The organism is Flavobacterium sp., assembly GCF_965284515.1.
Classification (GTDB): domain Bacteria; phylum Bacteroidota; class Bacteroidia; order Flavobacteriales; family Flavobacteriaceae; genus Flavobacterium.
In genome coordinates, this window is sequence record NZ_OZ260089.1 from 502,388 (window position 1) to 526,003 (window position 23,616).

The 23,616-nt window shown below is 31.6% G+C and carries 17 protein-coding genes; 12 read left to right on the top strand and 5 right to left on the bottom strand.

The window, feature by feature from the left end; all coding sequences use genetic code 11:
- The first annotated feature begins 7 nt into the window (after positions 1-7).
- Both ACQ65T_RS02395 and ACQ65T_RS02400 read left to right on the top strand, forming a co-directional pair.
- Positions 8-868 carry an SDR family NAD(P)-dependent oxidoreductase gene (locus ACQ65T_RS02395; RefSeq protein ID WP_430399503.1) on the top strand — a complete coding sequence of 287 codons (861 nt, stop codon included), beginning with the start codon at positions 8-10 and terminating at the stop codon, positions 866-868.
- Positions 869-870: 2 nt separating this feature from the next.
- Complete coding sequence (locus ACQ65T_RS02400; protein WP_430399504.1) at positions 871-1,794, top strand: DMT family transporter; 924 nt, start codon at positions 871-873, stop codon at positions 1,792-1,794.
- A 45-nt stretch (positions 1,795-1,839) separates the two neighbouring features.
- Here the strand turns inward: ACQ65T_RS02400 and ACQ65T_RS02405 are convergent, their stop codons facing one another.
- A complete protein-coding gene (locus tag ACQ65T_RS02405; RefSeq protein WP_430399505.1) occupies positions 1,840-3,933 on the bottom strand; it encodes a M13 family metallopeptidase in 2,094 nt (697 codons plus the stop codon).
- A gap of 186 nt (positions 3,934-4,119) precedes the next feature.
- Between ACQ65T_RS02405 and ACQ65T_RS02410 the strand changes: the two genes are divergently transcribed.
- Complete coding sequence (locus ACQ65T_RS02410; protein WP_430399506.1) at positions 4,120-7,242, top strand: M36 family metallopeptidase; 3,123 nt, start codon at positions 4,120-4,122, stop codon at positions 7,240-7,242.
- A gap of 580 nt (positions 7,243-7,822) precedes the next feature.
- On the opposite strand, the gene ACQ65T_RS02415 is transcribed toward ACQ65T_RS02410, so the two are convergent.
- Positions 7,823-11,200, bottom strand: coding sequence for a T9SS type A sorting domain-containing protein (locus ACQ65T_RS02415; protein WP_430399507.1), 3,378 nt, complete (start codon positions 11,198-11,200; stop codon positions 7,823-7,825).
- A gap of 130 nt (positions 11,201-11,330) precedes the next feature.
- On the opposite strand from ACQ65T_RS02415, the gene ACQ65T_RS02420 reads away from it, so the two are divergent.
- From ACQ65T_RS02420 to ACQ65T_RS02435, 4 genes are all read left to right on the top strand, one after another.
- Complete coding sequence (locus ACQ65T_RS02420; protein ID WP_430399508.1) at positions 11,331-11,990, top strand: SCO family protein; 660 nt, start codon at positions 11,331-11,333, stop codon at positions 11,988-11,990.
- Positions 11,991-12,065: 75 nt separating this feature from the next.
- Positions 12,066-12,302, top strand: a complete 237-nt coding sequence (locus tag ACQ65T_RS02425; protein ID WP_430399509.1) for a FeoA family protein — start codon at positions 12,066-12,068, stop codon at positions 12,300-12,302.
- Between the two features lie 5 nt (positions 12,303-12,307).
- Complete coding sequence (gene feoB / locus ACQ65T_RS02430) at positions 12,308-14,410, top strand: ferrous iron transport protein B (protein ID WP_430399510.1); 2,103 nt, start codon at positions 12,308-12,310, stop codon at positions 14,408-14,410.
- Between the two features lie 7 nt (positions 14,411-14,417).
- Positions 14,418-14,540 carry a FeoB-associated Cys-rich membrane protein gene (locus ACQ65T_RS02435; RefSeq protein WP_430399511.1) on the top strand — a complete coding sequence of 41 codons (123 nt, stop codon included), beginning with the start codon at positions 14,418-14,420 and terminating at the stop codon, positions 14,538-14,540.
- Here ACQ65T_RS02435 and ACQ65T_RS02440 read toward each other — a convergent pair whose 3' ends face one another.
- Positions 14,541-14,942 carry a hypothetical protein gene (locus tag ACQ65T_RS02440; RefSeq protein ID WP_430399512.1) on the bottom strand — a complete coding sequence of 134 codons (402 nt, stop codon included), beginning with the start codon at positions 14,940-14,942 and terminating at the stop codon, positions 14,541-14,543. It lies immediately after the preceding gene.
- A 237-nt stretch (positions 14,943-15,179) separates the two neighbouring features.
- Between ACQ65T_RS02440 and ACQ65T_RS02445 the strand changes: the two genes are divergently transcribed.
- Positions 15,180-17,411 carry a TonB-dependent receptor family protein gene (locus ACQ65T_RS02445; RefSeq protein WP_430399513.1) on the top strand — a complete coding sequence of 744 codons (2,232 nt, stop codon included), beginning with the start codon at positions 15,180-15,182 and terminating at the stop codon, positions 17,409-17,411.
- 40 nt (positions 17,412-17,451) lie between these two features.
- Here the strand turns inward: ACQ65T_RS02445 and ACQ65T_RS02450 are convergent, their stop codons facing one another.
- Together ACQ65T_RS02450 and ACQ65T_RS02455 are read right to left on the bottom strand one after the other, a co-directional pair.
- Positions 17,452-18,270, bottom strand: a complete 819-nt coding sequence (locus tag ACQ65T_RS02450) for a ZIP family metal transporter (protein ID WP_430399514.1) — start codon at positions 18,268-18,270, stop codon at positions 17,452-17,454.
- A 2-nt stretch (positions 18,271-18,272) separates the two neighbouring features.
- On the bottom strand, positions 18,273-18,920 hold the full coding sequence (locus tag ACQ65T_RS02455; RefSeq protein ID WP_430399515.1) for a metal-dependent transcriptional regulator: 648 nt from the start codon (positions 18,918-18,920) through the stop codon (positions 18,273-18,275).
- An 89-nt stretch (positions 18,921-19,009) separates the two neighbouring features.
- Between ACQ65T_RS02455 and ACQ65T_RS02460 the strand changes: the two genes are divergently transcribed.
- From ACQ65T_RS02460 to ACQ65T_RS02475, 4 genes are all read left to right on the top strand, one after another.
- The gene (locus tag ACQ65T_RS02460) at positions 19,010-21,259 is read left to right on the top strand and encodes a TonB-dependent receptor (protein WP_430399516.1); all 2,250 of its coding nucleotides are present in this window, start codon (positions 19,010-19,012) and stop codon (positions 21,257-21,259) included.
- A gap of 88 nt (positions 21,260-21,347) precedes the next feature.
- Positions 21,348-21,758 (top strand): BrxA/BrxB family bacilliredoxin, encoded by a 411-nt coding sequence (locus ACQ65T_RS02465; protein WP_430399517.1) that lies wholly within the window; start codon positions 21,348-21,350, stop codon positions 21,756-21,758.
- A gap of 88 nt (positions 21,759-21,846) precedes the next feature.
- On the top strand, positions 21,847-22,584 hold the full coding sequence (locus ACQ65T_RS02470; protein WP_430399518.1) for a lysophospholipid acyltransferase family protein: 738 nt from the start codon (positions 21,847-21,849) through the stop codon (positions 22,582-22,584).
- On the top strand, positions 22,584-23,579 hold the full coding sequence (locus ACQ65T_RS02475; RefSeq protein WP_430399519.1) for an acyl-ACP desaturase: 996 nt from the start codon (positions 22,584-22,586) through the stop codon (positions 23,577-23,579). The genes ACQ65T_RS02470 and ACQ65T_RS02475 overlap by 1 nt, the downstream gene beginning before the upstream one ends.
- Positions 23,580-23,616 lie beyond the last annotated feature (37 nt).

The window sequence follows — 23,616 nt, forward strand, 5'->3', positions numbered from 1 at the left end:
GATAAGTATGAAAGAGAAAAACATATCCATTTTAGGTTGTGGTTGGCTTGGGCTTCCTTTAGCCAAAAAGCTAGTTGAAAACGGATTTTTAATTAAAGGCTCAACAACTTCTGAAGAAAAGCTAACTGTATTAGAAGAAAACAAAATTCAACCTTATTTAATAGTATTAAACGAAGATAAAATAATTGGAAAAATAACCAATTTTCTTAACGAATCAGAAATTTTAATTATTGATATTCCACCAAAATCACGAGCAAATTCCTCGACTGCGCTCGGAAAGACATTTGTAAAAAAAATAAAAAACTTAATTGTAGAAATTGAAAAATCGGCAATTAAAAAAGTTTTATTTGTTAGTTCAACTTCAGTTTATGGAGATTTGCCAATCTTCTCGACTGCGCTCGAAGTGACAGAAGAATCAACTTTAAACCCAGATTCTGAAGGTGGAAAACAATTACTTGAAGTAGAACAATTATTACAATCCAATCCCAATTTTAAGACTACAGTTGTTCGCTTTGGTGGATTAATTGGTAAAGATCGTCATCCTATAAAATTCTTAGCAGGAAGAGAAAATGTCGAAAACCCTGAAGCACCTATTAACTTTATTCATCAAGTCGATTGTATCGGAATTATTGAAAAGTTAATTAACAAAGGACTTCGACAGGCTCAGTCTGACAATTGGAGTTGGAATGAAACCTTTAATGCAGTTGCACCTAATCATCCAATAAGAGCAGAATATTATCACAAAAAAGCTTTAGAAATGAATTTAAAAGTTCCTACTTTTGTAAAAGATTCGATATCTAAAGGCAAAATAATAAGCAGTCAAAAACTGCAACAAATTTTGAATTACACTTTTCAAAAAGAAATTTAAAAATGGCATATTACAGCGTTTTTCATAATTATATTACTAAAAAGAAAAACGCAATTGGGTTGCCCGTTCTTGCACTTTGCTGGTGTTGCTTCTTTTGGGGAACAACCTGGATAGCTTCAAAAGAAGGTGTAAAACATATGCCTGCGTTGCAACTAGTTGCTATTCGTCAATTACTGGGTGGAGGAGTTTTTTTAGCCTACTTCTTAATTACAAAAGCATCATGGCCAAACAAAAGGCAATGGCGTAACATTCTTATTTTAAGTGTACTTAATTTCATGTTGAGTAATGGTTTGAGTACTTGGGGTGTAAAATACATCTCGAGTGGTTTAGGAGCAATTATTGGTTCTATTTTTCCACTTTGGATTGTAATCATTAGTTTTTTTAGAGGCGAAAAAGTCTCTTGGCGTGCTACGCTAGGATTGGTCATTTGTTTTTTAGGAATCTGTGTAGTTTTTTACGATTACTTGCACGACTTTTTAAATCCAGAATTTCAGTTTGGAATTATTTTATCAATTATAGCAACCTTCACTTGGGCATTATCAACTATTTATATTAAAGAAAACAACACCAATTTTAATCCATATTTCAATATTGGTTTGCAAATGCTTATTTCGAGTGTTGTGATGTTTTCAGTTTGTGGCATTTCTGGAATTAGTATACCGTTAGCATCTATTCCTACTATTTCTTGGTGGGCTATTGGTTATCTTGTATTATTTGGTTCTGTATTTACATTTATCGCTTTTATATACGCATTAGAACATTTACCTAGAGAAATAAGTAGTTTGTACGCTTATGTAAATCCAATGGTTGCCTTATTGTTTGGTTATTTACTTTTTAACGAATCGTTGAGCACTGCAATTATCATAGGCGGATTGATTACTCTTTCTGGACTTTTCATGGTAAATAAGGCGATTAAAAAGAAATAAAAAAAACCCAAGCTTTCACTTGGGGTTTTTTATTTTAAATTTGTATTACCAAATTTTAACTCTTTTTTCTGGAGCAATATACATTCCATCTCCTTCTTTAATACTGAACGCTTTATAAAAAGCATCCACATTTTGTAGGGGAACATATGCACGATACATTCCTGGAGAATGCGGATCAGTTTTTACCTGATTTTTAATTGCTTCATCACGCATTTTACTTCTCCAAATGGTTGACCATGAAATAAAGAAACGTTGCTCAGGAGAGAAACCATCTATTAATCCTGGATTTCCATTTTTAGCTAAATAAATTTGTAAACCATCATAAGCTGCATTTACTCCACCTAAATCTCCAATGTTTTCACCCAATGTAAATTTACCATCTACAAATGTTCCTGGTAATGGTTGTAAGTTTGAATATTGATCAGCCAAAGCACCTCCTAGAGAAGTAAATTGTGTTAAATCTTCATCACTCCACCAGTTTACAAGGTTACCGTCTGCATCGTAACGTGAACCTGAATCATCAAATCCATGAGAAATTTCGTGACCAATAACTGCACCTATTCCACCGTAATTAACAGCTTCATCTGCTTTATAATCATAGAAAGGTGGTTGTAAAATTGCAGCCGGGAAAACGATTTCATTATTTGAAGGGTTAAAGTAAGCATTTACCGTTTGAGGAGACATTCCCCACTCTTCTTTATCTACTGGTTTTCCAAGTTTTTTAATGTTCTCATTATTTCCCCATTTTGAAGCATTCTTCATGTTTTCAAAATACGTTCCTCCATTTTCTGGACTTGCAATTACCAATTCAGAATAATCTTTCCATTTGTCTGGATAACCAATTTTAACTCTTGATTTTCTAAGTTTTAATTTTGCATTTTCCTTAGTAGCTTTTGTCATCCAAGGTAAATTATCGATACGATTTTCAAAAGCTAAAAATACATTTGCAATCATTGCTTCTGCTTTTGCTTTTGCTTCTGCAGGGAATTTTTTCTCCACATACAGTTTACCTAAAGCTTCACCTAAAGTTCCATTTACAGTTGCTAATGCTCTTTCGTCAGCTGGACGCTGTTTAACCGCTCCTGTTAACGTTTTTCCATAAAATTCCCAGTTGGCATTTCCAATTTCAGTTGTTAATAACCCTGAAGATTGACGTAAAACGGTCCATTTCATATACGCTTTCCAAGAATCTACTTTGTTCTCTTTAAGAATAGATTCAACCGTTTCTATATATTTTGGTTGAGATACAATTACAGAATCAATTTTTCCAATTCCAATTCCTTGATAGTAAGAAGACCAATTAACTGAAGGACTTAATTTTTGCAATTCAGCAATAGTCATTGGGTTATAGGTTTTTCTTCTGTCTCTACGTTCTACTCTATCGAATGTAGCTGTTGACATCTCAGTTTCTAAAGCTAAAATTTTAGCAGCATTTGAAGTAGCCGTTTTTTCATCTTCACCAATAAAGTGTAGCATTCTTGCCACATGTGCTTGGTATTTTTGACGTTTTTCAACATTATCTGGAGCATCAGAAACATAATAATCTCTATCTGGTAATCCTAAACTACCTGTGCTTAAGTACACAACATTTCTACTACTATTCTTAGCGTCTGTATACACATAACTACCAAAGAATCCAACACCGTTACCATCAGCTTCCATTTCAGTAATTAAAGCAGCTACATCTTTTGCTGATTTAACTGCATCAATTTTCGCTAAATATGGCTTCAAAGGCTCAATTCCTTGTTTATTTCTAGTTACAGTATCTAATATAGATTTGTATAAGTTAATTGCCTTTGCTTGATCTGATTTTGGGTCAATTGATTTATCATTAATAGCTTCTTTTAAAATAGTCATTACGTCTTCGTCTGTATTTTTGCGAAGTTCGTCAAAACTTCCCCAACGAGTTCTATCACTAGGAATTTCCGTATTGTCTAACCATTTCCCATTCACAAAGCGAAAGAAATCGTCTGATGGTTTCACAGAAGTGTCCATAAAATCAGTATTAATACCTGTCGATTCTTTTTTAATTTCTACTGTTTCTATAGCTTTAACTGCTTCTTGTTTTGCTTTACAAGAGTTTAAAAGTGATGCTAAAAAAAGAAAGCCTAAACTTCCTTTTAAAAAGTAATTTTTCATTGATATTATAGTTTTGAGGGTTCTATAAACAAATATATGTTTTAGTAAGTTAAATTTCTAATTGAAACCCTATTTTCAATAACAATTTAACATTATAAGTTTTTAATGTGAAGAATTTTATTATGTTTATATTTTTTGATTAAAAATAATTATATTGCTCTATTAATCTACTAATTACAACACAACATGAAAAAAAAACATTACCTATCTCTCTTTTTTGCGGTATTGTCGTTATTATATAACGAAAAAGGGTTTTCTCAAGATGATTTAAAAGTCTCCAAATATGGAGATAAAATCAAGAAACATTTGTCTTTGTCTAAATATGAACTATCAAATGAAGACATAAACAATTTATATGTAGACAGTGAGTATCTTTCAAAAAAGACTAAAATTACTCATGTATATGTAGGCCAACAATTTGAAGGTATAAAAATATATAATGCAATCTCAAGTATTGCTATTAAAAATGATAATGTATTCTATGTAGGTTCTTCGTTTGTTAAAAACGTTAATGAAAAAATCAACACAGTTTCCCCAATAATTTCTAAAGAGCAGGCTATAAAAAATGTTGCCTTACGTTTTGGACTTGACTTGCCTAACCAAGTTAAATTAATTAGTTCAACAAAAAATAATTATATTTTTGACAAAGGGACAACATTACTTGAAAATATTCCTGTTAAACTTGTGTTCACGTATGTAGATCAACAAGAATTAAAACTGTCTTGGGATGTAAGTCTTTATACAATTGATGGGAAACATAATTGGAATGCGAGAGTTGATGCAGTAACAGGATCAATTATTGAATTTTCTGATTTAGTTATAAGTTGTGATTTTGGAATTCCTTGTGACATTTCTGAAGAGCATCATCACAGTAAAGTTGGTGAAAATGAGTTTTCTACACATTTTTTCAAAAAACCAAACTCTTCATTAGTAGGTGGAGCTGAATATAGAGTATATGCTCTTCCTGCCGAAAGTCCTAATCATGCTGGAAGAACATTGGCAATAGATCCTGAAAACTTAACAGCATCTCCTTTTGGATGGCATGATACTAACGGTATTTCAGGTCCTGAATATACTATTACTAGAGGAAATAACGTTCATGCCTACAATGATATTGCTAATACAAATAGCAGTCAAGGAGATGAACCAGACGGAGGCGCTCCGTTGTCATTTGATTTTACATCAAATTTAGCATTAGCTCCAAGTACAAACACACCAAGTGCTCAGAATTTAAGTTCGAATACTACAAACTTATTTTACATGAGTAACATGATGCATGATATTTGGTATGCCTATGGATTTGATGAAGCATCAGGAAATTTTCAAGAAAACAACTATGGAAATGGAGGAATTGGTGGCGACTACGTAAAAGCTGAAGCTCAAGACGGAAGTGGCTCTAACAACGCAAACTTTAGCACCCCAACTGATGGAGGTAATGGTAGAATGCAAATGTATCTATGGACTACTCCTAATCCTGACAAAGATGGTGATTTAGACAACGGAATAATTGCACATGAATATGGTCATGGTATCTCAACTAGATTAGCAGGAGGCCCAAACAACAGTGGCTGTTTATCAGGCAATGAACAACAAGGTGAAGGATGGTCTGATTGGTTTGCTCTAATGTCTACTATTGAGCCTGGTGATTTAGGGACTGATGGAAGAGGAATTGGAACTTATGCAAGAAACCAGCCAGTTACCGGAAGCGGTATAAGAACTTATCGCTACTCAACTAATATGGCTATAAATCCTCACACATATGACGACATTAAAACTGAAGCAGTACCTCACGGTGTTGGATCTGTTTGGTGCGCAATGCTTTGGGATTTAACATGGGCATATATAGACAAATATGGGTTTGACCCAGACTTATACAATGGAACCGGAGGGAATAACAAAGTGATGCAATTGGTTTTAGACGGATTAAAACTACAACCATGCGGATCAGGCTTTGTTGATTCAAGAGATGCGCTATTAGCTGCCGACTTTGCTTTAACTGGGGGTGATAATCAATGTTTAATATGGGAAGTATTTGCTAGAAGAGGACTTGGAGCATCTGCAATACAAGGTACTTCTGCATCTAGATCTGATGGTACAGAAGCTTTCGACTTGCCTCTAGCATACATTTTTACGAATGTAACATCAAACGCATGTGGATCTGATGTTGTAGAACTTACTCTATCAAACTTAAATGTAACATCAATTAATCAATTTGATTATAATTACACAATCGATGGAGGCGCACCAAATTCTGGAACTTGGTCAGGAACAATAAATTCTTGCTCTGCAACAAGCGGAGTTCCTTTTACATATGGATCTTTACCAAGAGGCACACATGAAATTGTAATTACAGGCACTAATCCAGTAACTGTTCCAGCTTCATTTTTTGTAAGCGTAAATGACTCCGGAACTGTTAATGCAATTAACACATTTACCAACACTACAGATAACTTAGTTGCATATGATGATACAGGAAATGCTACATGGGAAAGAGGCGATGCTTATGCTCCAGGAATTGGAAGAAGCTTAACTAGCACAATCGCAGGTGGTTCTAAAGTATACGGAACTAATTTAGATGGAATTCATGGCGATGGGGCTAAATTTTATTTAATTTCTCAATGTTATGACTTATCATTACTTAAAGACACATTTGTGCGCTTTGACTTGGCTTTTGACATTGAGCAGGACTGGGATTTATTATATTTAGAATATTCGACTGACAGTGGAATTACTTGGAACAACCTTGGTACTTCTTCAGATATTAATTGGTACAACAGTTCAAGGCTACCAAACGGGATTGATTGTTTTAATTGTATTGGTGCGCAATGGACAGGTGAAGCTGCTGATGCTACTACACATACCGATGGAGGAACAGTAGGAACAATGCATAATTACAGTCATACTTTAAGTGCTTTTGACAGTACTGGTTCAGCAGAAACTAGTATTGTTTTTAGATTTACGTATCATGCAGATGAAGCTTATGCCGAAGAAGGTGCATTAATTGATAATTTTGTAGTAGAAGGAGTGCCAAATCCGCTTTCTCTAGAAGATAATAACATTCAAAACTTAGTGTTTTATCCTAATCCTACAAATGATATATTAAATATAAAAAGTGATATTTCGTTACAAAATTCAAAAATTACCCTTTACGATATAACAGGTAGAGTTTTATCAAATAAAATTAACATTGATTTTATTGACGACAAATCAATTATAATTAACGTTTCTAATTTGGCAGATGGAAATTACTTTTTTACTATTGAAACTGAAGACAACAATACTTTGACTAAAAGATTTATTAAAAACTAATCTATAAAATAGTAAAAGTCTTTCATAAAAAAAGCTTCCAATGTTGGAAGCTTTTTTTATACAATTATGAGGGAAAAGAAATTCTACAATAAAAATTTTATACGCTAAATTCTTAATAAATCAATAATAATTTGGAAGGTTAAAAGAAAATAAAAATGATTTAAAACTTTAAAACAAAACAACAGAACAACCAATTAACAGTTATATCGAATGATTAAGAGACAATAAATACCTAGAAGCTGAGACTAATACACAAAGCAAGCAAAAATATGATTGGCTGATACAAAAGAAGGTATAAATTAAAAAACAAACTAAGGCTAAAAATTCATCTTTAAAGCTTGTCAACAAAGAAACACACCCTTTAAAAAGAATCGAACTTTATAGCTATTTTTTAAAGAAAGGAAGCATAATTTAATTATGAATATATAAATATAAAATATACACCACAAAACCATTTTAATTTAATTAAAGATATATTTCAATTAAAGAAGCTACTTGAGACAATTTACAAACAAAAAGTTAGAAACTAAAAAAGCTCGTAAATTATAATTTACGAGCTTTTTTAAATTATTGATATAGCTTATTTTTTAATTAACCTCTTTACAACACTCTGATTTTCAGAAGAAATTTTTATAAAATAAATCCCTTGGGAAGCAGAAGATAAGTCTAAATTAGTTTCTGAAACATTTAAGCTTTCTTTAGTTAAGATTAACTTTCCTGAGATATCATACACTTGAATTTGAGTAGGTTCAAAAGTTCCATATGTAATCGTAACCAATCCATTAGAAGGATTAGGATATACAGAAATATTACTCATTTCAAAACTTTCATTAGCTAAAACTCCAGTAATAACAAAATCATCTACGTTTACACCTTTTTGATTCACAGACTCATCAGAATGAAAGACAATTCTAAAAATAACATTAGAAGGTGCGCCCAAAGAATTCAATGGGTATGAATATGTTTTTAGTGTTAAATCTGTCCCTGTCCATTGTGCTCCAGGACAATTGTAACAATCATTTCCTGCAGTAGCTTGAGTTCTATCACTATTGTACCAATTTGTACCCATAGTTCCTAATACAGACCAAGAAGCTCCAAAGTTTGTTGAGTATTCTACATAAACTATATCCCAATCTTGTTCTAAATCAAATTTCATTTCAAAACTAATTTGTGGATTTGAAACACTTGATAAATCATAACACTGAGAAACTAAGTATGATTTTGTTAAATCTGGGTAGTTTGTAGTAGTTAAATTAGACGTATATACAGTATTTCCTCCAGAACCCATTGTTCCAATAGGTCTAACTCCTCTTTCCCACGCTGATCCTGAAGCGCCCTCATTATAAGCAATTAATTCATCAGAAGCATTTGTGAAATTATTTACAACACCAACTGTACCTGCATCATTAATATAAAATGGTGTCAATCCGCTATTGTTATCAGGATATGCATCATTAGTAATTGTAGTAGTTACATTTAAATTATGAGTTCCTCTAGATAATACTAAAGCTGGTAGACCAATAGTTGTTGTTGTATTTGAAGCTAAAGTTCCATTCCAAACATAACTATATGGAGTACCATCTACTGTATAATTAACTGTAACAGATGATATTGAGTTTGTACCATTGTTTTTAACTTCAACAACAGGTGATACTGTTCCACAATTGATATTTAAAGTAGGATTTTGAATTTGTACTAGCTTAACATCATCTGCAGGTATTTCAACTGGAATATCCGTTTGCCAAACCCCTCTTCCATAAGTTCCTGCAATTAGTTTTGCATCTTCTAAGTTAATTTCTAAATCTGTAACTGAAACATTTGGTAAGTTAGTATCAAAAGGCATCCAAGAAGACATAGAGTCATCTCTATAATAAACACCTAGACTTGTACCTACATATAATGGATTATCTGTATTTCTACCTTGGTGAACAATTATATTTTTACCAATATTTGGTAATCCGGTATTATGTGAAGTAAAAGATGTTCCTCCATTTGTAGATCTATAAACTTGTCCAGTAGTCCCTGACGTAGTAATAAATACAATACTGCTATTTGAAGAATGAACCTCTATAGAAGTTATGTTACCTGGAGCAGAATATGCTAAACTAAAGTTCACTCCATGATTTGTACTTTTGTACAAACCTGAACCATTGGCAACATACATAATGTCATCATTTGAAGGGTCAACATGAATTAATTCTAAATTTCCACTTCCAATACTACCTGTATTTTGTTGAACCCAAGCTCCTCCACTTAATTTAAATAAATTTCCAAAACCTGAAAAAAGTTCACCTTGAGAATTTGGCATTAAGGGTGTTACCCAATTTCCACTTGCTCCTCCTGGAGAACCAACAGAACTTGAAATTGCATCTCCACCATTATTACTCACATACATACTGCTACCATTTTGTATGAATCCATAATATAAGTTTTGATTTGTTGGGTCAATTGCAGCATCCATACCATCAGCACCATAATAATTTTTCCAAGCACCACCACTATATGCATGTCCGCCATTATCTTGTAATCCTCCAACTATATTCGCTGAAGTTTGTTTTGCAACGGCAATTTTATAAAATTGACTAATTTGAGCCGTAGCAGTTAAATCGGTAAAATTTGTTCCACCATTTGTAGAACGATATACTCCACCATCACTTCCGCAAAACAGTTTTCCATTATAAAATCCTAAATAATGAATATCAGCATGTGTGTATGAAGGAGCTGTAGGAGAGCTCCAATTGTTCATTTTTGTGAAAGCAACTCCACCATTTGTAGATTTCCAAACATTTAAACAGCCTGTGTAAATTTCATCTGCATTTGTATCAGAAACAGCAAAAGCCAGATCATACCAAGACTGAGTTGATTCAAAAACATCAGTTGTTCCAGATGTTTTTGCCCAGTTAGTTCCACTATTTGTAGAACGATAAATACCTTGAAAAGCATTTCCTGTAGTTGCGCTTAATATATAAACATAATTTGCATTGGCAGGAGTAACATCTAAGATTAATCTTCCAGAATTTACAGGAAGACCAGTTATAACAGTTGAAAAAGAATCTCCTGTATTTGTTGATCTATAAAATCTATTGTAATTTACTGCATAAACAGTAGTTGGATCATTTGGTTTAAATCGAATTGAACCTTGAGCAAAACTTCCCGTTTGAACAACAGACCATGTAGTTCCTCCATTTGAAGTTTTATATAAACCAGCACTTGTGGCGCATAATAATATTTGATTATTCGTTGGGTGCATCATAATGTCACCTGCTCTAGTTGATGTATTTGCAAAAGACAAACCTGTAGTGTTCCATGTTACACCACCATCAGTAGACTTAAGAACACCAATAGAGTAAGTATCTCCAGCATCTTTATCACCGGTAGCAATGTAGATAACATTCGAATTAGTATGGTCTACCGCAATACCAGAAACACCTATTTGTGGTAATTCATCTGAAAGAGGTGACCAATTCACTCCTGAGTCAATAGATTTCCATATTCCACCTGCAGGAGTACCTATATATAAAGTAGTTGCAGTATTTGGATCTTCGTACACAAAATTAACTCTTCCTTGTCCTGAAGACCATGAGCCTGTATTTGTATGAGTAAAAGGACCTACTGGCTGCCAGTTACTTGGCGGTAACGACATTACACTTCTAGATTGTTTTGAAAGTTGTTTTTGATTCCAAGCATCCCACATTTCTTGTGGATTAATTAAATACCCTTGGTCATTTACTTTATTTCTCCAATGATATTCCCAACGCATAAAAGGCTTATATCCAGAACCTTTCACATCTTTATCATGAGAAATCCAGTATTGATCAAATGAACTTTTTAATTCATCAATTGATAATTCATTTTGTCGTGAGTTTTGAGAATTTACATTCCATGGGGCAGATTCGTTAAATTGCGAATATCCTAAAAAGGAAATAAGCAATGTTAACAATGAGTAAATTTTTTTCATTTTTAGTAGTTTTATGTAGGTAATTTCACAAATATAAAAAGTTATTTATAAATCCAATACTTCTCAACAATATAAATATCAAATATTTACATAAAAAAACATAATTTATTTATTTTTGTAAAAAAATAACATGTTTCTTAAAAAATATAAAATTTTCATAATTACAATTACGACTATATCGTTAATAATTTTTATCGCTATATACTCTTTGTTAACACCTAAAAAATCTCTTAAAATATTTACACCAAGAGATGTAAATACAGAGTTAGTAGACACTACAATTCAACATATTGGGTACAATCATACTATAGCTGATTTTGAATTCACCAATCAAAATAACAAAGTAATTACCGAAAAAGATTATGAAGGCAAAATTTATGTTGCCGATTTCTTTTTTACAACTTGCCCAACAATTTGCCCTAAGATGACAGACAATATGGTTTGGCTTCAAGAACAAATTAAAGACAATCCAAAAGTAATGTTACTCTCGCATTCAGTAACACCCGATATTGACAATGTAGATGTTTTAAAAAAATATGCAATTGAAAAAGGGGTTGATGATTCAAAATGGAATTTGGTTACAGGAAACAAAAAAGATATCTATTACATTGCACGAAAATCTTATTTGGCTGTAAAAACGAATAGTAGTGATGAACTTTACGATATGGTTCATACTGAAAATTTTATTTTAGTAGATCAAAAAAGAAGAATTAGAGGCTTTTATGACGGAACTAACCTTGAAGAAGTTAAAAAACTAATCGAAGACATTCATTACCTTTCTCAAGAGTAAATTAATTTATACTATTTATCATTTTGATTTTCTAAATAATGGCTACATTTGTATTTTAATTCAATCTAAATAAGAGTGGCTGTTTTACTTTCAAATATAAAAATTGGCGAAAAAGCAATAATTCTTGATGTTAATATCGAAGAAATTCCTTTAAAACTTCTGGAAATGGGTTGTTTGCCAGGAAACCAAATTGAGTTGCTTCAAATAGCTCCGCTTGGAGATCCTTTATATTTCAATATAAATGATTCTCATGTTGCAATAAGAAAAGAGACTGCTTCTGAAATTACAATACGTTTAGAAAATCAGATTTAATTCAAATGCACAATACTACTATAAAAGTTGCTTTAATAGGAAACCCTAACGTAGGTAAAACATCTGTTTTTAACCAATTAACAGGACTTAACCAACAAGTAGGGAATTATCCTGGGATAACTGTCGAAAAAAAAGAAGGTATATGTAAATTACCCTCAAACTCAAAAGCGAAGATAATTGACCTTCCCGGAACCTATAGCTTAAATGCAAATTCAATTGACGAAAATGTAGTAATTGAATTACTACTAAATAAAAATGATATCGATTTCCCAGACGTAGCAGTTGTTGTTACTGAAGTAGAAAATTTAAAACGGAATTTACTTTTATTTACACAAATTAAAGATCTAGAAATCCCTACTATTCTTGTCATTAACATGAGCGACAGAATGGCCTTAAAAGGCATTGAGTTAGACATTCCATATCTTGAGAAAGAATTTAACACTAAAATTGCGCTCGTAAGTTCTAGAAAAAAAATTGGCATTGAAAATCTTAAAAACTTAATTTTAGATTATAAAAATTTATCTACAGAACCATGCCTAAACGCTTCAAGTATTGACCCTGAATATTTTGATAAATTAAGAAAAACATTTCCTAATCAATTGCTATACAAACTTTGGTTGGTAATTACTCAAGATGTTAATTTTTTAAACTTAGAGCGAAATGAAATTAAAAGTTCATTCACAAAATCACATGCTGATTTAAAGCGCTTACAACAAAAAGAAACAATTAAAAGGTATCAATTTATAAACGATACTTTAAAAATTGGTCAAACCATAGATAAAACAAAAGCATCTGATTTTCAAAGTAAATTAGACAGGGTTTTAACACATAAAATTTTTGGTTACGTTATTTTCTTTGGAATTTTAATGGTTATTTTTCAGTCTTTATTTGACTGGAGTAGTATTCCAATGGATTTTATTGATGAAACTTTTGCCAATTTAAGTTCATACGCAAAAACAAATTTACCAGCGGGAGAATTCACAAATCTTATAAGTGAAGGTATCATCCCTGGAATAGGAGGAATAGTAATTTTCATTCCTCAAATAGCCTTTTTATTTTTATTTATTTCTGTGTTAGAAGAAAGTGGTTACATGAGTCGCGTTGTCTTCTTGATGGATAAAATCATGCAGAAATTCGGACTTTCAGGCAAGAGTATTGTGCCTTTAATTTCAGGAACAGCTTGTGCGATTCCAGCAATTATGAGTGCAAGAAACATCGAAAACTGGAAGGAACGATTAATAACTATTTTAGTAACTCCTTTCACAACATGTTCTGCTAGACTACCTGTTTATGCCATTTTAATTTCATTGATAATTCCAGAAAAAAGAATTTTCGGCTTTTTGAGTCTTCAAGGATTAACCTTAATGTTTTTATATTTAATAGGTTTTGGATCAGCAGTGTTTTCAGCTTGTCTCCTAAATAAAGTATTAAAACTTAAATGCAAATCCTATTTTGTTGTTGAAATGCCGAGTTATAAAATTCCAATGTTTAAAAATGTAGGAATTAATGTTTTAGAAAAAACAAAAGCATTTGTAGCCGGGGCAGGAAAAATAATATTAGCACTTTCTGTGATTTTATGGTTTTTAGGTTCACATGGTCCAAGCAAAGACTTTGACAATGCCGAAAAAACAATAACAGAGTTACACCTAAATCAAAACATAACTGATGATGTGCTTGAAGATGAAATTAGCGCATATAAACTTGAGCATTCTTATATTGGAATTCTTGGAAAAACAATTGAACCCGCTATTAAACCGTTAGGTTACGATTGGAAAATAGGAATCGCAGTTTTAAGTTCATTTGCCGCAAGAGAAGTATTTGTTGGAACTTTAGCAACCATATATAGTGTAGGAAATCATAGTGAAGAAGAAACTACTATTAAAAACAAAATGGCTGCAGAAGTACATCCTGTAACAGGCGATAAAATTTTTAATTTTGCAACAGGTGTGTCTTTATTGCTCTTTTATGCCTTTGCAATGCAATGTGTAAGTACTTTAGCAATCGTAAAAAAAGAAACTAATTCATGGAAATGGCCTATAATTCAGTTGGTTTTCATGAGCGGATTAGCTTATATTGTATCATTAATTGCCTATCAGGTTTTAAAATAAAAAAGTTATGCAAGAAATTTTAGTTTACATAACGTTGGTTATCGCTGTTGGATTTTTGATTAAGAAGTTTTTTTGGAAAAAAAGAACAAAAAAATCAAAGCCTTGTGGTGATGATTGTGCTTGTCATTAATTATTCAATATAATCAATTTTTAAAGAATAATCTTGTAATTTAATTTCAACTCCTTGCTTCTTTTCTGGAAGCACTTCAATACTTTTAATTTTTTTATTTGAAGTGTATTTTTCTAAAATCGATTTATTTTCTAACGTGTTTTTATAACTAACAGTTATTAATTCCTCTGTATAAAAAACATTCTCTTTATAGATTGAAAGCATAAGTTCAACTTCTCCAGCCCAAACACAATTAACATCTACTGGGCAGCGAGAATCAGAAATAACTTTTGAAATAATTATTTCGTATTTATCTGTACGTGTATTATTGTTAATTGAATTTGCTGAAACACTTTCTAATAAAGGTTTCTTAGCACAACCAACTAAAAAAAGCAATACACCAATAATTATAATTTGTTTCATTTTTTTAAATTATTAGAGAATATTAGTTGAGAGTTTATAAAAAACATTTTTATCGAAAGTATTTATCGAAAAAATGAGTTAATATTTTATGAAAAAACAAATTAATTAAAGTAAAAATAATAAAAATGAAAATAAATAATAAAAAGTTATAAAGAAAGAACAAAAATTATTTATAATTTGTCTAAATAAGAATTGTGAAGTAATTTTGTGTTTAGAATTAATCTAAATTAAAACAAAATGAAGTGCTTTTCAATTGCTATTTTTTGCTTTTTCGTCAGTATAAGTTTTTCACAAAACAACAAAACAACAATTAATGACACTGTAAAATATTTAAACCCGGTAACTGTTTTTTCTATAAAGAACACGCCTGAAAGAATGCCTAAAATAAAAAACAATGCACTTTTCTCGGGTAAAAAAAATGAAGTTTTAAAATTATCAAATATTACCGGTAATCTTACTACAAATAATGCTAGAGAAATATTTTCAAGAGTGCCAGGCGTAACTGTTTGGGAAAATGAAGGCTCTGGAATACAAATTAACGTTGGAGTAAGAGGATTAAGTCCTAACAGAAGTTGGGAACTTAATACAAGACAAAACGGATATGATATTTCTGCAGATGTATTTGGTTATCCAGAAGCGTATTACAACCCTCCATTAGAAGCTGTAGAATCTATTGAATTAATAAGAGGTGGGGCTTCTTTACAATTTGGACCACAATTTGGAGGCATGCTAAATTATGTCTTAAAAAGAGAAACAAAGAAGGAGTTTTCATTTGAAACACAAAACACAGCAGGTAGTTATAATTTAATGAGTAGTTTTAATGCAATTGGTGGGAAAATAAATAAATTTTATTACTACGCCTATAATCATTCTAGAAGTGCTGATGGTTGGAGAGAAAACAATGAATATAAAGTTAGAAACTCTCATGTATTCCTACAATATGAGTTTAATGAAAACACAAAAATATCAGCAGAATACACAAACATGAATTATAAATTGCAACAACCTGGTGGATTAACCGACGAGCAATACAGCAACAATCCAAGACAATCTTTACGCGAAAGAAACTGGTTTGGAACACCTTGGAATGTCTTTTCATTAAACTTCGATACAAAAATTAGTTCAAAAATTAGTTCAAATTATAAATTTTTTGGATTAATTGCCGAAAGAAATAGTATTGGATTTACACTTACTCCAAACATAGAAGATGCAATTAACCCAACCTCAAATACTTATGAAAACAGAAGAGTTGATCGAGACTTTTATAAAAATTTTGGTTTTGAAAACAGAAACATACTAACTTATAATTTAGGGAAAACAGAAAATCACTTAGCTTTTGGAACTAGGCTATATAGAGCTAATACAATAAGAAAGCAGCAAGGAGCTGGTTCAACAGGTTCAGATTTTAACTTAAATATTGAAGGAGATTACCCTAGAAATTTAGATTTCAACACAGAGAACTTTGCTTTATTTGCAGAAAACGAATTTAAAATAAATGAATTATTTAGTGTTACACCCGGAATTCGTTACGAATATATAAATTCCACAGCTGAAGGCCAATTTGGAGTTAACGGAAACACACCTGTTTATTTAGAAAATAAAAAAATTACTAGAAACAAACCTTTATTTGGTTTAGGTTTAGAATATAAAATAAATTCAACAAACCTATATGCAAACATTTCTCAAGCATATCGACCTGTACTATTTTCAGATTTAACACCTCCCGCTGTTACAGATGTTATAGATCCTAATTTGAAAGATGCAAGTGGATTTAACGCAGATTTAGGGTACAGAGGAAACATAAAAAATTACTTGAATTTTGACTTTAGTATCTTTTACTTAAGTTACAACAATCGAGTTGGAGGTATCCGTCAATATATAAATAATGACACAAGTCAAGGGACTTTTCTTTATAGAACAAACTTAGGTGAAACTATAAATAAAGGAATTGAAAGTTTTATCAATTTCAATATTAATCGCTTTTTTCAAATTGAAGAGCATTATGGTGACTTAGATATATTTACTACTTTAAGTTTTATCGATTCTCGATATACAGATTTTAAAACTTACACAACAACAGGAACTGCACCTAATACAGTTATTACAGAAGGTAATTTATCCGGAAACCGTGTAGAAAATGCACCTAGGTATATCCATAATTTTGGATTAACTTGGAGTAAAAATCAATTAACGTGTACATTACAATATAAAATGTCTGGACAGGTATTTACAGATGCAAATAACACTATTACTCCATCGAGTAATGGCGTAACAGGTTTATTAGACGGTTATAACTTATTAGACTTGTCTTCTGAATATAAATTTTTAAAATACTATAATATTAGAATCGGAATCAACAACCTAACAAATGAAAAATATGCTACTAGAAGAGCTGGTGGATATCCAGGACCAGGAATATTGCCTGGTGAAGCAAGAACATATTTTGTGTCTATTGGTGCTAAATTATAATACTTTTTGGGTTTTCATATAAATGAAAACCCATTTTTTTTTAACCTAAAGCTACATCTAAAGTCATCATGACTATAAATCCTCCTATAAATCCTAATGTAGCAATATCAGTGTTGTTTGCTTGTTGTGTTTCTGGAATTACTTCTTCAACCACTACAAATATCATTGCACCTGCTGCAAAAGCTAAAGCATAAGGTAAAATTGGTGTAAAAAAAGTAACTGCAACCGCACCTAATACTCCTGCAATTGGCTCTACAATTGCTGAAGATTGCCCGTACATAAAACTTTTTCTTCTACTCATTCCCATTCTACGCAAAGGCATGGAAACAGCAATTCCTTCAGGGAAATTTTGAATCCCAATTCCAATTGCTAAAGTAACTGCACCAGCAATTGAAGCTTCAGGTATTCCTGCGGCAACACCCCCAAACAAAACACCAACTGCTAATCCTTCTGGGATATTATGCAATGTTATAGCTAACGTTAATAAAGTGGTACGTTGCCATGGAGATTTTATCCCTTCAGTCTCCTTAAAATTAATGTGTAAATGCGGTAAAGTTTTATCCAAAGCGAAAATAAAAAGAGCGCCTAAGGCAAAACCAACTGCAGCCGGAATTACTTTAATAAAACCTTCTCCTTCACTCATTTCTATTGAAGGTGCTAACAAACTCCAAAAACTTGCAGCAACCATAACTCCACCTGTAAAACCTAGCATTCCATCAAAAAATGTACGGTTCATTCCTTTAAAAAAGAAAACAAACGAAGCACCCAAAGCAGTTACAAACCATGTAAACATTGTAGCATAAAAAGCAGCCAAAATAGGATCAATGCTTTCTAAATAAGTTAATATATCTTGAAACATAATTATTGTACGTATAAATTACTAGCTATTTTATTTGAAATGGTAATCTTGTTATTGTTTATTTCAACGAGTAAAGTGTCGTCAAAACTTTCTTTTTCAATCACTTTAAAAGTTGAACCTAAAGCAATTTGTTGCTTGTCTAAATATTGTAAAAATTCGGGCGAAGAATCTTTAACTCCAACACATTTATAAGAAATATTCAGAGCAACTTCTGAAAGTAATTGTTTTTGAAGTTTTATAATTTCACCTTTTTCATTAGGAATAGGATCGCCATGTGGGTCGAAAGCCGGAAAATTTAAAAAAGCATCTAATTTATTAATTAATTTTTCCGACTTAATATGTTCTAACTCTTCTGCGATTTCATGTACCTCATCCCAGGAAAAATTTAACTTTTCTACCAAAAAAACTTCCCATAAACGGTGTTTTCTCACTATCATTTTAGCTGTTAAAGTTCCGTTTTCTGTTAAAGTAACCCCTTGGTATTTTTTATAAGCAACCAAATCCTTGTCCGCTAATTTCTTTAACATATCCGTAACAGAAGATGCTTTTGTGTCAAGCATTCCCGCAATTGCATTCGTATTAACCCCTTTTGGAGAAACCAATGACAGATGGTAAATTACTTTTAAATAGTTTTCTTCAGAAATTGTCATTCATTGATATTTTCAACAAATATAAATAATTTATTTTTGCTATGATAAATAATATTTTTAGATTTGTCTAAATTTTTATTTAAATACAAATGAAGAATATTTTTGTAATATTTTTGTTTTTCACTACCATTACCTATTCACAGACTAATATTAAAGGTAAGGTTTCTGATAAAAATGAATCGCTAGCCTTTGTTTCAGTCTATATTTTGGAATTAAAAAAAGGCTCTGAATCTGACCTACAAGGAAATTATATCTTAAAAGATATTCCAAATGGAGTTTACACAATTAGTTATTCATTTGTTGGTTTTAAATCGGAAAGGAGAAAAATTATAATTAATAATGAAAAAGAAATATTCTTAAATGTTACATTAACAGAAAGCAATTTACTGAATGAGGTCGTTGTTACTGGAACTTTAAAAGCAGTTTCTCGATTAGAAACTCCAGTTCCTGTTGAAATATATACTGCTACTTTTTTAAAGAAAAATCCAACACCTAATATATTTGAAGCGCTTCAAAATGTAAATGGCGTTCGCCCACAATTGAATTGCAATATTTGCAACACTGGAGACATTCATATAAACGGATTAGAAGGACCTTATTCTATGGTTACTATAGACGGAATGCCAATTGTAAGTGGATTATCGACAGTTTATGGCTTATCTGGAATTCCAAATTCATTAATTGACAGAATTGAAATTGTAAAAGGTCCGGCTTCTTCATTATTTGGAAGCGAAGCAGTTGGTGGTTTAATCAACATTATTACCAAAACACCTACAACTGCCCCCATTTTTTATGGCGACTATTTCACCACATCTTGGCTAGAAAATAATATCGATTTAGGTGCAAAATACAAAATTGGTAAAAATGTAAATTCACTTTTAGGCATCAATTATTTCAACTATTCGAATCCAATTGACAATAATAACGACAATTTTACTGATGTAACTTTACAAGACAGAATTTCTTTTTTTAATAAGTTTGATTTCGAAAGAAAAAGTAAAAAAGAATTTAGTATAGCCGGAAGATTTTTCTACGAAGACCGTTGGGGCGGAGAAATGCAATGGAACAAAAGTTACCGTGGCGGAAGTGAAGTTTACGGAGAAAGTATTTACACTACACGTTATGAATTATTAGGAAAATACCAATTACCCGTTTCTGAAAAGATCTTTGCTTCTTTTTCCTATACTAATCATGATCAAAATTCGGTTTACGGAAACACTCTGTTTTTAGCACAACAAGAAATTGCTTATGGTCAAATGACTTGGGATAAAAAAGTGAAAAACCACGATATTTTACTAGGAACAGCTTTCAGATATCAATATTATAACGACAATACAACTGCTACAGAAACTTCAGAAAAAACAAAAATTAGCAGTTTATTCATACAAGATGAAATTAAATTAGCTGAAAAACAGAGCATTTTATTAGGCTCAAGATATGATTATAATAATATTCATGGTTCCATTTTTACACCAAGAATTGCATATAAATGGAAGCCAAATGACAAATCTGTTTTTAGAATCAATTCTGGAACAGGTTTTAGAGTGGTGAATTTATTTACTGAAGAGCATGCTGCACTAACAGGTTCAAGAGATGTTATAATTACAGAAGATTTAAAACCTGAAAAATCATACAACATAAACGTAAACTATCTTAAAAAATGGACTTTTAAAAATGGAGTACATGCAGTAATGGAATTTTCAAGTTGGTACACCTATTTTACCAATCAAATTTTACCTGATTATGACACGGATCCAAATAAAATTATTTACTCTAACTTAAATGGATATTCAAAAACGATGGGGGTTACAGGCAATATTGATCTGATTTTCCCTTTCGGATTAAAAACTATGTTCGGCTTTACCGTTTTAGACTCAAAAAACAAAAGAGATGGAGTAACAAGCACTCCTATTTTAACAGAAAAATACAGTGCAACTTGGGGAATTACTTACGATATTCCGAAATGGCATTTATCTATTGATTATACAGGTAACTTATACGGACCAATGCGATTACCACTTTTAGGTGATTTAGACCCTCGAAATGAATATTCCCCTATTTGGAGCATACAGAACATACAGTTTACTTATAAAAATTTCAAAAATTTTGAACTTTATGGAGGCTTGAAAAACCTCTTAAATTGGACACCAAATAAAGGAAATCCTTTTATTATTGCAAGAGCAAATGATCCATTTGACAATGATGTAACTTTTGATTCTAGTGGAAATGCTACTTCAACCACAAACAATCCTTATGCATTAACTTTTGATCCTGGTTATGTTTACGGACCTAATCAAGGAATTAGAGGATTTATTGGTGTAAGGTATAGTTTATTATAATCTAACAATAACAAATCTTTATGAGTTATTAGAAGCTACAATTCTTAAAACTTTGTAACTTTGTAACTTGAATCATAAAACATACAATATGTATCCAGAAGAAATGGTAAAACCAATGAGAGCCGAATTAACGGACGCTGGTTTTCAAGAATTATATAACGCTGCAGATGTTGACAATGTTCTTGCAAAAGAAGGAACCACATTAGTAGTGATCAACTCTGTTTGTGGATGTGCAGCAAGAAATGCACGCCCAGGAGCAAAAATGAGTTTAGATAATACTAAAAAACCAACACAAACAGTAACTGTTTTTGCAGGAGTAGACAAAGAAGCTGTTGATAAGGCCAGAGAGCACATGTTTCCTTTTCCTCCATCATCACCATGTATGGCGTTATTTAAAAATGGAGAATTAGTTCATATGTTAGAGCGTCATCATATTGAAGGCCGTCCAGCAGAATTAATTGCAGAAAACCTTAAAGATGCTTATAACGAGTACTGTTAATAGTATGCAAGCATATTATAAAAACCATCATTTTTGATGGTTTTTTTTATTTTATAATTTACCTTTGTTAAAAAATTAAAGATCACCTATGCAAAAAATAGTATCTTACCCATTATCAGTAGTGTATACAGCGCTATTTATATTTTGGTTGATAGTATTTCATCCTATTCAATGGATTTGTTATAATGTTTTTGGATATAATGCACATCGATGGAGTGTTGCTATTATGAATTGTTTCTTATTAAGAACTTCTCATTTGTTAGGAACTACTTACCATTTTGAAGGAAAAGAAAAATTACCTAAAAATGTACCTTTGGTACTTGTGTCTAATCACCAAAGCTTACATGATATTCCTGCTGTAATTTGGTTTTTACGTGCTTGGCATCCTAAATTCATTAGCAAAATTGAACTAGGCAAAGGAATACCAAGTGTATCATATAACTTAAGGGTTGGTGGTTCAGCCTTAATAGATAGAAAAGATGCTAAGCAAGCGCTAGGAGAAATCAAAAAAACAGCAGAATACATTAATAAAAATAATTATTCTGTAATGATATTTCCTGAAGGGACAAGAGGCAAAAATGGAAAACCAAAAGCTTTTTCAATAAATGGATTAAAAATGCTTTATAAATTTGCACCAGATGCCTATTTTGTTCCAATTAGCATTAATGATTCATGGAAAATGAACAGATATGGTAAATTCCCAATGGGATTAGGAAGTAAAATTTCATTTAAAATTCACGACCCTTTAAAAATTTCTGAATGTAGCTTTGATGAAATTTTTGAAAAGACAGAAAATATTATTAAAGAACATATAAAAATAAAATAATGTCAATACAAAACGTACGTTTAGAAGTAATGCAATTTCTTGAAAAGAAAATTGACAGCTTCGTTGAGGAATATTTAATTCCTGTAGAAAAAATTTGGCAACCAACCGATTTGCTTCCTAATTCAGAAAGTGAAAATTTTCTTGAAGAAGTAAAAGAATTAAGAGAGATTGCAAAAGATTTACCTTATGATTTCTGGGTAACCCTAGTAGGTGACACAATCACTGAAGAAGCTTTACCAACCTATGAAACATGGTTAATGGATGTTGAAGGTGTAAAACAAAAAGGTGAAGGCGGGGATAACGGCTGGGCAAAATGGCTACGCCAATGGACGGGTGAAGAAAATCGTCATGGAGATGTGTTAAACAAATACTTATACCTTTCGGGAAGGGTAAACATGAGAGAGGTTGAAATTACAACTCAACATCTTATAAATGACGGATTTGATCCAGGAACAGGTCGTGATCCATATAAAAACTTTGTATTTACAAGTTTTCAAGAATTAGCAACTTATGTTTCGCATAACCGTGTGGCACAAATGGCTAAGAAATATGGTGATAACAAGTTATCTAAAATGTGCCGTTTAATTGCTGGAGATGAAATGCGTCATCATCATGCTTACAGTCATTTTGTCAAAAAAATATTTGAAATTGACCCAAGCGAAATGATGTTGTCGTTTCAATACATGATGAAAAACAAAATCAACATGCCTGCACAATTAATACGTGAATCGGGTCAAAAAATGGGAAGTGCTTTTGAAGAATTTTCAAACTCAGCACAACGTATTGGTGTATACACTGCAATGGATTATGTAGATATTATGCAAAAGTTATCTGATAAATGGGAAATTGATAAAATTGGAAATTTAACAGATGAAGCTGAAAAAGCAAGAGATTATTTAATGAAACTTCCTGCACGTATGGCGAGAATTTCAGAGCGATTAATTACCCCAGAACAAGGACATGTTTTTAAATGGGTTGAACCAGCCAAACTATAATCAGAAATATTATACTAAATGTGGTTTTTTAAAAGAA

Bases quoted from the DNA above. Each gene is read 5' to 3' on its own strand.
- ACQ65T_RS02395 (WP_430399503.1), top strand. From the start codon at position 8: ATGAAAGAGAAAAACATATCCATTTTAGGTTGTGGTTGGCTTGGGCTT.
- ACQ65T_RS02400 (WP_430399504.1), top strand. From the start codon at position 871: ATGGCATATTACAGCGTTTTTCATAATTATATTACTAAAAAGAAAAAC.
- ACQ65T_RS02405 (WP_430399505.1), bottom strand. From the start codon at position 3,933: ATGAAAAATTACTTTTTAAAAGGAAGTTTAGGCTTTCTTTTTTTAGCA.
- ACQ65T_RS02410 (WP_430399506.1), top strand. From the start codon at position 4,120: ATGAAAAAAAAACATTACCTATCTCTCTTTTTTGCGGTATTGTCGTTA.
- ACQ65T_RS02415 (WP_430399507.1), bottom strand. From the start codon at position 11,200: ATGAAAAAAATTTACTCATTGTTAACATTGCTTATTTCCTTTTTAGGA.
- ACQ65T_RS02420 (WP_430399508.1), top strand. From the start codon at position 11,331: ATGTTTCTTAAAAAATATAAAATTTTCATAATTACAATTACGACTATA.
- feoB (WP_430399510.1), top strand. From the start codon at position 12,308: ATGCACAATACTACTATAAAAGTTGCTTTAATAGGAAACCCTAACGTA.
- ACQ65T_RS02435 (WP_430399511.1), top strand. From the start codon at position 14,418: ATGCAAGAAATTTTAGTTTACATAACGTTGGTTATCGCTGTTGGATTT.
- ACQ65T_RS02440 (WP_430399512.1), bottom strand. From the start codon at position 14,942: ATGAAACAAATTATAATTATTGGTGTATTGCTTTTTTTAGTTGGTTGT.
- ACQ65T_RS02445 (WP_430399513.1), top strand. From the start codon at position 15,180: ATGAAGTGCTTTTCAATTGCTATTTTTTGCTTTTTCGTCAGTATAAGT.
- ACQ65T_RS02450 (WP_430399514.1), bottom strand. From the start codon at position 18,270: ATGTTTCAAGATATATTAACTTATTTAGAAAGCATTGATCCTATTTTG.
- ACQ65T_RS02455 (WP_430399515.1), bottom strand. From the start codon at position 18,920: ATGACAATTTCTGAAGAAAACTATTTAAAAGTAATTTACCATCTGTCA.
- ACQ65T_RS02460 (WP_430399516.1), top strand. From the start codon at position 19,010: ATGAAGAATATTTTTGTAATATTTTTGTTTTTCACTACCATTACCTAT.
- ACQ65T_RS02465 (WP_430399517.1), top strand. From the start codon at position 21,348: ATGTATCCAGAAGAAATGGTAAAACCAATGAGAGCCGAATTAACGGAC.
- ACQ65T_RS02470 (WP_430399518.1), top strand. From the start codon at position 21,847: ATGCAAAAAATAGTATCTTACCCATTATCAGTAGTGTATACAGCGCTA.
- ACQ65T_RS02475 (WP_430399519.1), top strand. From the start codon at position 22,584: ATGTCAATACAAAACGTACGTTTAGAAGTAATGCAATTTCTTGAAAAG.